Origin of the sequence: Amazonocrinis nigriterrae CENA67 (genome assembly GCF_016056305.1) — a bacterium.
Taxonomy (GTDB): domain Bacteria; phylum Cyanobacteriota; class Cyanobacteriia; order Cyanobacteriales; family Nostocaceae; genus Amazonocrinis; species Amazonocrinis nigriterrae.
Genome location: NZ_JAECZC010000056.1, coordinates 1 through 12306, shown reverse-complemented (window position 1 = coordinate 12306; position 12306 = coordinate 1). Strand labels below are relative to the sequence as shown.

Below are 12306 nucleotides of genomic sequence, written 5' to 3'. Positions count from 1 at the left end.
TAATTACCCGATCATTATTAGCTAAATCTAATGACAAAGTTAATCACAGCAGACAATTCTCAGATCAAAGCCACAAATGTATTGGAATATTAAAGCACATGAATAATCTGCCTTTAATTTCTGTCATCATACCAACCTATGGGCGAGACGAAACATTACAAGATAGTATTGTGGATGTCCTCAATCAGGATTATGCCAACTTTGAAGTTTTAGTAGTAGATCAATCTCCCAAACATAAACCAGAAATTCAAGCTTATCTAGAAGAACAAGCAGCAGCAGGTAAAATTAAATGGTTTCATTTAGATTGGGCAAGTTTACCAGGGGCACGTAATTATGGTGTGCGGCGCTGTGCTGGTGAAATAATTTTATTTATTGATGATGATGTAAAATTACCACCTGGTTTTTTAGCTGCCCATGTGAAAAACTACTTGCAAAATCCAGAAGTGGGGGCTGTTGCCGGGCGGGTATTTGACAGAATGAAATTGGGCGATTCTGGGGGAAAATTGGAGATTGAATATCTTCCCCCCCAAGCTATGGATCCAGGAATTGCTTGGTATCACATTGACTTGGTACATACCATTAAACCCCAGCAAGTCCTGACAGCCAGGGGTTGCAATATGTCTTTTCGCCGCGAAATATTTTTTAAATATGGGCTAAAGTTTGACGAAAGATTTCGCGGTAGTGCAGTACGCGAAGAGTCAGACTTTTGTTTGCGGGTGCGAAAGACGGGATATAAAATTTGGTATGACCCAGAGGCACATTTAATACATTTAGGCGAAGAAACTGGGGGTTGTCATGATATTAGTATGCGATCGCTCAAATATCAACTCACCTTTTACCACAACCATTTCTTATTAGGTCTAAAGAACCTCAACGTTAGCCAAGCTTTACGCCTATACGCCCGTTTATTTGACTGTCACGTCCTGGGGCGTCCACCTTGTCACAAAAGCGGTTCGCCTATCAAAATAGCTACTCGCGCCCTTTTCTATACTTTGGGTTTCCTCAAAGCCTTGGGTAGTGTCATTCAATCACCATGGAATGATGGACAAATTTATAGTCGTCTTGATCAACAAGTTTAGTCATTAGTCAGTGATCAGTAGGAAAAAAACAAATAATAACAACTGACAGCTGACAACTGACAACTAACAACTATCCACTACCCAATATCCATGAAAATTTTAGTTGCCAGTCACACTTATATAGTTGACCTGAATTGTGAAAAATTACGCGCTTTATCTCAATTAGAACCCGGAATTGAGGTCACAGTTGTAGTTCCCAAAAGCTGGAAACCTGGTGGTGTACAAAACAAAATTATTGAAACTCAATACCGAGATGAAGGCGCATTTAAAATAGTCCCTGTTTCTAATTTCAGCCAAAATCATCAGGGACTTTTGACATTTGGTGCAGATTTGATCAGTTTGTTCCAGGAATTCCGTCCTCAAGTAATCCAGGTAGAACAAGGTTCAAGAGGACTGGCATATACTCAAATGATTGTCTTAAATCAGCTATTAAATCTCAAAGCAAAAAATATATTTTTCACTTGGTGGAATTTGCCATATGAATTAAAATTGCCAATTGCATTATTAGAAAAATATAACCTTAATCATAGCCACGGCATTATCTCTGGTAATCAGGACGGTGCAGAAATTTTGCGGCAAAGGGGATACCAAGGTTCAATTAAAGTTATGCCACAGCTTGGTGTAGATGAAACTTTATTTACTCCCAAAGCCCAGCCAGAATTAGCCGCTAAACTGGGGATAAAATCAGATGATTTTGTAGTGGGATTTGTGGGGCGTTTTGTTCAGGAAAAAGGGTTGTTAACGCTGCTGCAAGCATTAGTAACCTTACAAGATAAATCTTGGAAATTATTACTATTGGGACGCGGGCCGCTACAAACAGAAATAATCAAAATTGCTACAGAAAACAATATCAAAGAACGTTTGATTTTAGTAGAAAGCGTTCCTCATAACGAAGTAGCCAGTTATATAAATTTAATGAGTACTCTAGTACTGCCTTCAGAAACAACTTACAACTTTAAAACCTTAACTTCTGTTGGCTGGAAAGAACAATTTGGTCATGTCCTCATTGAAGCAATGGCTTGTCAAGTTCCTGTAATTGGTTCAAATTCTGGTGAAATTCCTCATGTAATTGGTGATGATGGTTTGATTTTTCCTGAAGGAGATGCTAAAGCCTTGGCTGATTGCTTAGTTCAATTAATAGAAAAACCCGATTTTGCCCAAACTCTTGGTGAAAGGGGTTATCAAAAAGCAATGGTAAAATACACGAATAAAGCTTTAGCAAAGCAGCAGTTTGAGTTTTATCAAGAATTAGTCAATAGTCATTAGTCATTAGTCAGTGGTCAGTGGTCAGTAGTCAGTGGTCAATAGCAACTAACAACTGACAACTAATAAGAAAATGAAAATTTTACAAATTGTCCCCTCAATTTCCTTGATTTATGGCGGCCCTAGTCAAATGGTACTAGGGCTAGCCCCCGCTTTAGCAAAAGAAGGTGTGAAAGTTACAATTCTCACCACAGATAGTAATGGCGATAATGGTCAACAACCTTTAGATGTTCCTTTAAATAGCCCAATTCAACAAGATGGCTATGAAATAATTTACTTTCGTTGTGCCCCGTTTCGACGCTACAAATTTTCGCTAGATTTACTAAAATGGCTAAAACTTCACGCTTGTGAGTTTGACTTGGCACATATTCATGCTTTATTTTCTCCTATAAGTAGTGCTGCTGCAATTGTGTGCCGTCAGCAAAAGTTACCTTATATTTTGCGTCCTTTAGGTACTCTTGACCCAGCTGATTTGCAGAAGAAAAAGCAATTGAAACAGCTTTATGTGGAAATTATAGAACGTCGTAATTTAGCTGGTGCAGCAGCAATTCATTTTACTAGTGAACAAGAAGCAAAAATATCAGAAAGATTTGGAGTCATTACCCAAGATTTAGTGATTCCTTTGGGTGTAATTCCCCCTCGAAGAAATGAGGGGAGTTTGGTGCGTGGTCGGTTAGGCATTCCACAGGATTTGCCTTTGGTTTTGTTTATGTCCCGTATTGACCCGAAAAAGGGTTTGAATTTGTTGATTCCAGCTTTAGAGAAACTGCTATATGAAGGGTACAATTTTCATTTTGTATTAGCTGGAATAAATCCTCAAGACCCAGATTACGAGCAAAAGATAAAATCCCAAATTGAGAATTCACCATTGCGATCGCACACTACAATCACAGGCTTTGTTAGTGGTGAGTTAAAAGCTAGTTTACTACAAGCTGCTAATTTATTCGTTTTACCTTCATACTATGAAAACTTTGGCATTGCCGTAGCTGAGGCAATGGTAGCAGGCATACCTGTAGTTATCTCTGACCAAGTGCATATTTGGCAGCAGGTACGTGATAGTCAGTCGGGCTGGGTGGGTACAACAGATGTGCAAACGCTATTTGAGTTAGTGCAACAAGCTTTGCAAAATCCCCAAGAATGCCAGCAAAGGGGATTAAATGCCCAAAAATATGCATTGCAAAATTTCAGTTGGGATGCGATCGCTCGCCGAATAATTCAAGCTTACCAGGAAATACTGGCAAAGCATTGACCCTGCTAATTTTAGCCTAATTCAACGCATACAACAGCAGCTTTTGCCAAATGGGTGCTAGAGTTGCTTTGACAATAATGAGAAATATGAATATCATCATAGGCAGTTAAAAATTTGTTAATACTTATAACAAAGTCCTAATAAAAAATTTCATCGTCAGGCATTAGGCATGACCTATCTACATCGATATTTGTCAAAGTAGGCTTTTCAACCCAGCCATTCAGGGAAAAATTCCACAACCAAACTTAAAAAAGAATATCCCCCACTCCCTATTCCCTACTCCCCACTCCCTAATAAATATGCTGACAACTTAAAATTTTGTTTCAAACTGCTAATGCCCGATTGGTGAATGAGGGTTTTATGTCATCATGGCAAAATAGAAGACACATGCCTTATTTACTACAGGGAATCTCTCATGGCTCTCCGTCTTGGTGATACAGTACCAAACTTTAAGCAAGCCTCCACACATGGCGACATAGATTTTTACGAATGGGCGGGTGACAGCTGGGTAGTGCTGTTTTCTCATCCTGCTGACTTTACACCTGTTTGCACAACAGAATTAGGTACAGTTGCCAAACTCAAACCAGAATTTGACAAGCGTAACGTTAAAGCGATCGCTCTGAGCGTTGATAGTGTAGAATCCCACAATGGATGGGTGGGAGATATCGAAGAAACTCAAAACACCAGTCTCAACTACCCAATTTTGGCAGATGCGGATCGTCAAGTTTCTGACCTTTACGACATGATTCATCCCAATGCTAACGCCGCTGTAACAGTGCGATCTGTTTTTGTTATTGACCCCAACAAAAAACTGCGTCTCACTTTCACCTATCCCCCCAGCACTGGACGCAACTTTGATGAACTTTTGCGCGTCATTGATTCGCTGCAATTAACTGATAATTACAGCGTAGCTACACCAGCTGATTGGAAAGATGGCGATGATGTAGTAATTGTCCCCTCTCTCAAAGATCCAGAAGTCCTCAAAGAAAAATTCCCCAAAGGTTATGAGGAAGTCAAGCCATATTTACGGTTAACTCCCCAACCTAACAAGTAAATCCCAAAACGATTTCATCCATTAGACGCAAAGACGCAAAACTATATCTTGATGTCTTTGCACAGGAGGAAGGGTGTGAGCAACGCTTGCACCTTTTTCCCTTTCCCACACACGCCCTACCGTGTACACACTTTGTCGTATTACCCCCCTTAATCCCCCCTTATCAAGCAGGGCTGTTTCATTCGCTCAGATTAGGATTTTGTCAAGAGGATAATCTCACGCAAAGGCGCAAAGACGCAAAGAAAAATCGCCTATTTTGGGTTGAAGGCGCAAGGATTTTTACTAAAATTGTGCGCTTGCTCTCAATTTTTATCTGTCTGAATCTTGCAATTTTACCTATTTTAGGGAACGAAACAGCCCTGCCTTATCAAGGGGGGAAAAATTGAAAATCTAGTTCCCTCACGCCACTTGCTTCAAGTCGGCAAAGCCGCCCAACGCAGTGGCTCCCCTTGATAAGGGCAGGGTTAGGGTGGGGTAAAACCCTGATTCCATTTCAAATTCAGACAAAGTGTGTACACCTTAGCGCCTTTTAGGAGAGGGAGGCCGGGAGGGAGAGGTCATCGAACTCACGTTTTTTACCTTCAATTCTTGACGCATTGTTCACTAGAACCGCACATGTAAAGCATCAAATCCCTTTAAAACAAAGGTATTACGACGGGGAAGAGCGGGTCTTGTCGAATCAAACTGAAGATTTGGGAACCGCTTCAACAAAGTAGAGAAACAAATATTTAATTCCATCCGAGCCAAAACTGCACCTAGACAGAAATGGATACCAGGGCCAAACCCTAAATGTTCATTAGGCGATCGCTCAATATCAAAATTGTCTGCTAGAGTAAATTTTGCTGGGTCGTGATTAGCTGCTCCTAATCCCAAAGCAATCACACTACCTGCGAGAATTTTTTGACCACCAATTTCTATATCTTCTTTGGCAATGCGAAATACAAAGGACACCGAACTGTCATAGCGGATGATTTCTTCAATAGCTGATGATATGAGGGCGGGATTATCCTTGAGTTTCTGTAGCTGTTGGGGATGATTGAGCAAAGCTGATACCCCATTGGGGATTAAATGAGTAGTAGTTGAACGGCCAGCATTGAGAATGAGAATGCACAGGGAAGGTAATTCTGCAAAATCCAGGTTTTGCTCTGTGTAAGCCATTGTCAGCAAGCTAATCATATCTGTTCCTGGTTTTTGACGGCGTTCAGCTACGAGTTGGTTAATGAAAGCCGTGAATTGAGCAGCACTAGTATCAGCTTTTTGCGCCAATTCTTCTATATTGTTACCAGATGGAACGCCCCAGAAAGAACTGATATCCGTTGCCCACTGAATTAGGTTAGCGCGATCGCTTTCTGGTACACCAAAAATCTTGGCGATAATTAAGCTAGGTAAGGGTACAGATAGGTCAGAGACAATATCCATATAACCCTGATGTTGCACTTGATCTAATAAGGTATCAGTCGTTTTTTGAATAATGCCCCGCCAGCTTTCTAAAGCACGGGTTGTAAAGCCTTGATTCGCTAGTTTCCGCATCCGCGAGTGATCAGGTGGATCTTTTTCAATCATCGAGTTATCCGCCAGTTGCAAAAAGTTTTGAATCAAACTGACATCTAGATTGCCCAATTGCTGAATAAATAAAGTCCGTCGGTTCGCACTAAGCCGTTCATCTCGCAAGGCAGCTTCTACATCTTGATACCGAGTTAAAATCCAGTAGCCCAAGGATGCTTCATAGTGAACTGGATCTTCTTCGCGGATACGTTTGTACAATGGATAGGGATTAGCAATTATTTCTGGTGCAAATAAGTCATAAGTTAGGGATTGATTGTGTTTTGCTAAACCACTTTGCTTATCTTCTCCATTCAATCCTAAATGTTCTGGGGGAATTAATGGGGTAATAGGTGGATGCATAATTAGTAGGAGATTACGATGTTTGCAAAGTAGGATTTATTTATGCATTTTGAAGTTTTTCCATACCCAAAAGTCTTTGCAACTAAACTATGAATGGTTTTCTCCTGATTTATACCAATTCTCTATTCTATAAGCTTGCACTCTTCTAATTTCTTCTCTCTTTCTTTGTGTACTTTGAGTTCTTTGTGAAGCAGTCGCAATCTTGGGGCCTTGCGTCGATTGCGTTAGCGCAGCGTTAGCGACGCAGGAGCGTCACTGCTGAACCCGAAGGGCGGTTCGTTTCATAAAATTAAGTGCATCTTCACAGAGAAACGGTATTAGAGTTGGCGATACCCCAGTGTAAAAGTTTGATAAATAATTTACCTCTGTCGAGCAAAAGATATACGTGCTATACAATTTCTACTTATGGAATGATTTAGGCAGAACTTTTTTATAGTAGCCTTGATGCGATGTGCGACTTATTGTTTCGTGACACAAGGCTGGTGTATAAACGATGGAAAAGAAAATTTTTTGGATTGACGGGTGGCTGACTCATAACGGTTAGTTTTCCTGGAGTAATCCGGCTAATCTGCGTTTATTTCAGAATGAGTAAAAAACGCCTGCAAAAGCTCCCAAAATTACATAAGCCACCAGCGTTAATGAACCTATCCCACTAATACCAGCAATATGATAATCTACTGTTGATAACGGTAAGTTGTATCAGGGTATGACTAGACGATTTGAAGGATTAAGCAATCTAGAATGGAGACTATTTAAAGATATATTCCCCAAGGAACCAGAAAAGCGCGATCGCAAAATGCCACACGCTCCATACAGTTGAAGACAAGGACTAAGCATAAAACAAAGATACCAAAGGGCTTTCAAACCTCTTGTTTCCTATTTACCCGATATGGTAAACGCAGCCCAATAGTAAGGATGACTATAAAGCTTTTTATTTGACGGCATTTTACTATTTTTATACAGATGTGTTGCTAAATAAGCCCTAACTTTTAAATCTTCAATCTGCACATTATTTAATAACTCTTCATACCATTTCGCCAATTCTCCAGCAGTTAATTCTTTCAGCCATAGCGTTGCTTTTGCCAAAGCAGTGGTTGGCGAATTCTCTTGCTGTAATCTTCGATAAAATTCGATGATCACCAAAGCACTAGCAGAAGATTCTACAGTCCAAAGAGTACTTACTACATGGGGAATTCCCCGCCAGAGAAAACCATTGACTAAACCGACATATTCAGTAGTAATAGTCTGGTTGCTAGTTGTTTCACAAGCTGAGAGAGTAACCAAGCTATAAGTAGCTAAATTGCCTTGGTAAATATTTTCTAAAGTGAGCTTATCTTCTCCTGCTAAAGCTAATTCTGATTTTTGAGGCTCACGGCAATTGTTGGTAACATGTCCTGTAAAATGAAAGATATTATAATAATTATTAAATAAAGCACTTTCCACAATATTTTTATTAGCTTTTTCTCCCTGGATGCGTTGGCGGCTATTGAACATTTGGCTAACAACTTCAGATTCTAAATTGGCAAAGTTAAATGTAGAAGAACTTGTGTTATTTGGATATTCAACAATGAGTAACTTCTGTTCAAAAAATTGCCCTGTATTTGTATTCTTTAACGATAAACCTATTTGGACACTAGGTAGATAAGAAATCGCAAAATTTGATTCTAGATTTGGCAAATATTCTTGGTAGGAAGAAAGAGAAAAAAGTGCATGAAGAGGTAATCTGTGCAATTCCCGGTGAGGAATTAAAATTAATTGGGTAATTCCTTCTAGTTCCTGTTCAATTGTAGAAATTTGGAGGATATCTTTTAATTTTAGTAGCCTCTGTTCCATCTCTAATCGCCAGGAATGGCTGCTTTTATTGTGATAATCTGGAGCTTGACTACGATATCCTTCGTGGGTCTGATTCCAATCTTCTAGCCAATCTTCAAATTTAATCAAGCGTCTCACTGCTTCAGGTAAAGGCAATTCATTGAAATAGGTAGTGGTTCCTATAGTTCCTACATTTTGTATGGGTATAAAAACCAGAATGGGTGATGGCGCTTGGTCTTTAATAATAAAAGTGTTTAAACCGACTGGGCTAATATGCCAATAAATAATTGCTGTAGTCGGATTAAGTAATTGTTGAACTGAGTCATATCTAGGTGAGTAAATTTCTTCCTTCCAATCATCTAGCAGCCAGGTTAAACATGAGTTTTTGCCCAGTTCTGCCATTTCCCAAGCTTCTACTAAATCACCGTATTCTACATATAAATCAACTGCTAATTGCCTAATGCCTGCAAATTTAAGAGCCAACTGTTTTTTACTTTCATGAGAGCGAGTTGGTTCACTGAGTAATTGTTGCAATATATCTGCGCTGTATTCCTGTAATTCTTGTGCTTGTGCTATTTCTCCCAAACTCAGAAGGACTTTAATCATAGATTGCACAACCTCCAGATGTAACTCTGGAAAATCTTCACTTGTCAGGGTTGATAATGCCTGATTATATTCATTTAGGGCTTGATACCAATCATCATAGGATGTGTAATGTTTCCTACCTCGGTCATAATAGGCATTAGCGATCGCTAAATGTAACCTACCCCAACCTTCAGGATGGGTATCCGAACGGACGTGTTTCAATCCTTCCTCGTAGCTGGCCAGTCTACCTTCATAGCCTCCCTGCTGCAATGCAGGATTTGTTAGCGCTATGTCAGTGGATAAGGAGAGGTCAACATTATCTAAATGACCCGCAGCAGTACCTCGACCAATCCAAGCTTCCCAATAATCAAGTTTGATTTGTAAAGCGTTGTCGTAAGAGACGATCGCCTGGGTAAATTGTTTTAAATAAAACAGTGCTACTGCCTGATTGTACCAAGCTAAGTGAAAATCAGGTTTAATAGTTATAGCTTTGTGATAAGAGGTGATCGCTTCAGTTCGCCGTCCCAAATTATCCAAAGCTATACCCCGGTTGTACCAAGCTAAGTAGAAATCAGGCTGACTTGCAAGTGCTTTATCCCAGGAAGCGATCGCATCTGACCAGCGTTTTAAATTAAACAGCACAACACCCCGGTCAATCCAAACTTCGTGGTAGTCTGGTTGAATTGCCAGCGCTTGGTCGTAAGAAGCGATCGCTTCTTCATGTTGCTCGCTGACAGCCAAAGCCACACCTCGGAAATACCAATTTTCCTGGTCTTGGGGTTGTAGTAGCAAAGCTTGGTCATAACTAGCAACTGCTTCCCACAGCCGCCCTAACTTCAACAGTGCCAAACCCTTACCAGCCCAAGCTTCTGGGTGATCTGGCTGGATTTCTATGGCTTGTTCAAAAGAAGCGATCGCTTCGTCAAATAGTCCTAATTCGCCCAAAGTGCCGCCCCGATTGTACCAAGCTTTGTAGTAATCGGGTTTGAGTTCTATGGCTTGGTTATAAGATGCGATCGCCTCGGTAAAATGTTTTAAATGAAACAGCGTCAACCCGCGATTAAACCAGTATTCATACGCATCAGGATTTAATTCTATAGCTTGGTCGTAAGATGCGATCGCTCTTAACAAATCTCCAGTTTTAGCTTGTTGCAAACCTTGATAAAACCAAGCTTGTGCTTCTATAGCTGCATTCGATTGATTGAGTGAAGTATGGCTGGTTTGAGTTGCCAAATTAGAAGCAAGCTGCTGAACTAAATGGGCACTTTGATCTAACCTCACCAACAATTCATCTAAGGTGTAAGCTACATTTGGCTCTAAATTCGCCAAAGACTGATCCCAAGTTCCGTCTCCTGAGAAGTTTGCTACACCAGCCTCCAAGGTATGAGCGAAAAGCTCTGCTGGTGTAATTTCAGTTTTTCTCACTTCATACTCAAAAGACAATTCGCTTAAGTTGGTGATCACATCTTCCTCAGCAGGAGGTAGCAGAGGTATGGAAGTCGCAGTTTCAGCCGCTGCTTCATACACCCATTCCTGTGAGTTCTCCGTTGCATCTTCATCAGCAACAAAATCGGGTACAGCTGTAGTTTCAATTGGTTCTGCTTGATATTCCCAAATCACCTCTTTTATGTTCTCGGCTGAAATTTCTTCAGGAGTAGAAATTTCAGGTACTGCACTTGTGGGTTCGACTTCTAAATCGTCAGACTCCCATAACAGCTCACCTAAATTACGTATCAACTCTTGTCCTGGAGAATTGAACAGAGTTTCAGATGCTTCAAAATCTTCAGTGGTACTAGTTTCAGTTTGTGGCTCCTCGTTATCTTCGTACCATTCACTTGAGTTCAGTGTTAACAACCGTATGCCAATGTCATAGGAAAGTTCTCCAACTTTGCCAATATCAAGTTCACCTAACTGAACCATCTGCATTGCTAATTGATGGTTCGGTGCAGGTGATAGAAGCAATTTTTCACCAAAGCTCAGCAGCCAATCTATCCAGCGCTCAAGGCTAATCCGATCTTCCATCCGCTGTAGGTAGTTGATTGCCCACTGTTGTCCTCGTCCTTGATGTACACCTTCCAACAGCTGGTTAAACAAAAGTTCCAGATCCGCATTACTCAGTTGAGGTGGTTCTACCACCTGCTGGTCTTTTACAGTCCTGAGATCGCGAGTCTGCTGACTACCAACGGGGCGTTTTGAAAACGTTTTAAGCCACTGCACTAGCTGCGTGAGCATTTGCCATACTCTTGGATTTTATTTCTCCTAGATTGTAGCGGCGTTGTCTTAAAAATATTAGCAATTACCTAAAACCTACTGGATTTAGCAGGGTTTAGAGCCGTATGGTTATAAAAAATATACAAAACTTTGTCAGTTGTTATTGTTGGGGCATGGGGAATTGGGAATTGGTGAAGAAGTTAACTTTTAGCCTTTTGACAACTGACAATTAACAACTGACAACTGACAACTGACAATTAACAACTATTACGGTTGCTCTGTAGTCGATTGATTGGATGCATTATATTGATTAATCAATTCTTGCACGATAACTTCAGGATCGTCTGTCTCAAGCGCCAGCTCTTGAGCTATCTGTTGGCGCAAGTTTTGATCCTGCTGCAACATCACAAATAACTGATCTAGGGTGACAGTTTGATATTCTCCCTCTACTGGAATGTTTTCTCCCTCGCCTGGGATGTTTTCTCCCTCACCTAGTTGTTCTGTTACTGGGTAGCTATCTTCCAGCGATAAACTCGTGCTAGCCGCATCTGGCCCATCATATTCCCATATTGGTTCGCCTTGATTGCGTGTCAACACTTGCATCCCAATATCATAAGCAGTATCTCCGATTTCGCCGATACCCAACTCACCCAATTGCACTAAGCGAGCAGCTAATTCATTATTAGGTGTCGATGATGCTAGCAGTCTTTCACCAAATCGGTGTAACCATTCTAACCAACGTTCTTTGGACACACGATGTTCAATGTTTTGTAGCCACTTTGACGCCCAAGCTTCTCCTCGCGCCTGATGCACGCCTTCAAGAAGTTCGGAGAACAGAAATTCTAGATCCGTGTCGGTTAGAGGTGGTGCTGGTTGTTTTGGTACATCTGTGCCCACATTGGCAGGAGTCTTTTGCCCACCAAACAAGCGTTGGAATAACCTTTTGAGCCACTGAACTAGCCGCCTGAGCATTTGCTGTACCATTAAATATTGTTTACCTAAGATTGTAGCGATCGCACTGTACTATCGCATTAATCCAGTCAATAAAATGTACATATTAGTCAATGGTCAATGGTCAGTTGTCAGTTGTCAGTTGTCAATAGTCAATAGTTATTCCCCATCTCCCCAGCTCCCCTGCCCCCCTGCCC

7 protein-coding genes are annotated in these 12306 nt (G+C 40.8%); 4 read left to right on the top strand and 3 right to left on the bottom strand.

The window, feature by feature from the left end:
* Positions 1-98 precede the first annotated feature (98 nt).
* From hpsN to I8748_RS23525, 4 genes are all read left to right on the top strand, one after another.
* Positions 99-1079 carry a hormogonium polysaccharide biosynthesis glycosyltransferase HpsN gene (gene hpsN / locus I8748_RS23540; protein ID WP_198126965.1) on the top strand — a complete coding sequence of 327 codons (981 nt, stop codon included), beginning with the start codon at positions 99-101 and terminating at the stop codon, positions 1077-1079.
* 90 nt (positions 1080-1169) lie between these two features.
* Complete coding sequence (hpsO, locus tag I8748_RS23535; protein WP_198126964.1) at positions 1170-2345, top strand: hormogonium polysaccharide biosynthesis glycosyltransferase HpsO; 1176 nt, start codon at positions 1170-1172, stop codon at positions 2343-2345.
* Positions 2346-2415: 70 nt separating this feature from the next.
* Positions 2416-3591 carry a hormogonium polysaccharide biosynthesis glycosyltransferase HpsP gene (hpsP, locus tag I8748_RS23530; protein WP_198126963.1) on the top strand — a complete coding sequence of 392 codons (1176 nt, stop codon included), beginning with the start codon at positions 2416-2418 and terminating at the stop codon, positions 3589-3591.
* Between the two features lie 415 nt (positions 3592-4006).
* The gene (locus tag I8748_RS23525; RefSeq protein ID WP_198126962.1) at positions 4007-4645 is read left to right on the top strand and encodes a peroxiredoxin; all 639 of its coding nucleotides are present in this window, start codon (positions 4007-4009) and stop codon (positions 4643-4645) included.
* 603 nt (positions 4646-5248) lie between these two features.
* On the opposite strand, the gene I8748_RS23520 is transcribed toward I8748_RS23525, so the two are convergent.
* The 3 genes from I8748_RS23520 to I8748_RS23510 all read right to left on the bottom strand — a co-directional run bounded on the left by I8748_RS23520 (position 5249) and on the right by I8748_RS23510 (position 12130).
* Positions 5249-6550, bottom strand: a complete 1302-nt coding sequence (locus I8748_RS23520; protein ID WP_198126961.1) for a cytochrome P450 — start codon at positions 6548-6550, stop codon at positions 5249-5251.
* A gap of 876 nt (positions 6551-7426) precedes the next feature.
* Positions 7427-11179, bottom strand: coding sequence for a CHAT domain-containing protein (locus I8748_RS23515; protein WP_198126960.1), 3753 nt, complete (start codon positions 11177-11179; stop codon positions 7427-7429).
* A gap of 246 nt (positions 11180-11425) precedes the next feature.
* Complete coding sequence (locus I8748_RS23510; RefSeq protein ID WP_198127030.1) at positions 11426-12130, bottom strand: hypothetical protein; 705 nt, start codon at positions 12128-12130, stop codon at positions 11426-11428.
* Between the last annotated feature and the right edge of the window lie 176 nt (positions 12131-12306).

Coding starts and splice junctions, on each gene's coding strand:
- hpsN (WP_198126965.1), top strand. CDS start 99: ATGAATAATCTGCCTTTAATTTCTGTCATCATACCAACCTATGGGCGA.
- hpsO (WP_198126964.1), top strand. CDS start 1,170: ATGAAAATTTTAGTTGCCAGTCACACTTATATAGTTGACCTGAATTGT.
- hpsP (WP_198126963.1), top strand. CDS start 2,416: ATGAAAATTTTACAAATTGTCCCCTCAATTTCCTTGATTTATGGCGGC.
- I8748_RS23525 (WP_198126962.1), top strand. CDS start 4,007: ATGGCTCTCCGTCTTGGTGATACAGTACCAAACTTTAAGCAAGCCTCC.
- I8748_RS23520 (WP_198126961.1), bottom strand. CDS start 6,550: ATGCATCCACCTATTACCCCATTAATTCCCCCAGAACATTTAGGATTG.
- I8748_RS23515 (WP_198126960.1), bottom strand. CDS start 11,179: ATGCTCACGCAGCTAGTGCAGTGGCTTAAAACGTTTTCAAAACGCCCC.
- I8748_RS23510 (WP_198127030.1), bottom strand. CDS start 12,130: ATGCTCAGGCGGCTAGTTCAGTGGCTCAAAAGGTTATTCCAACGCTTG.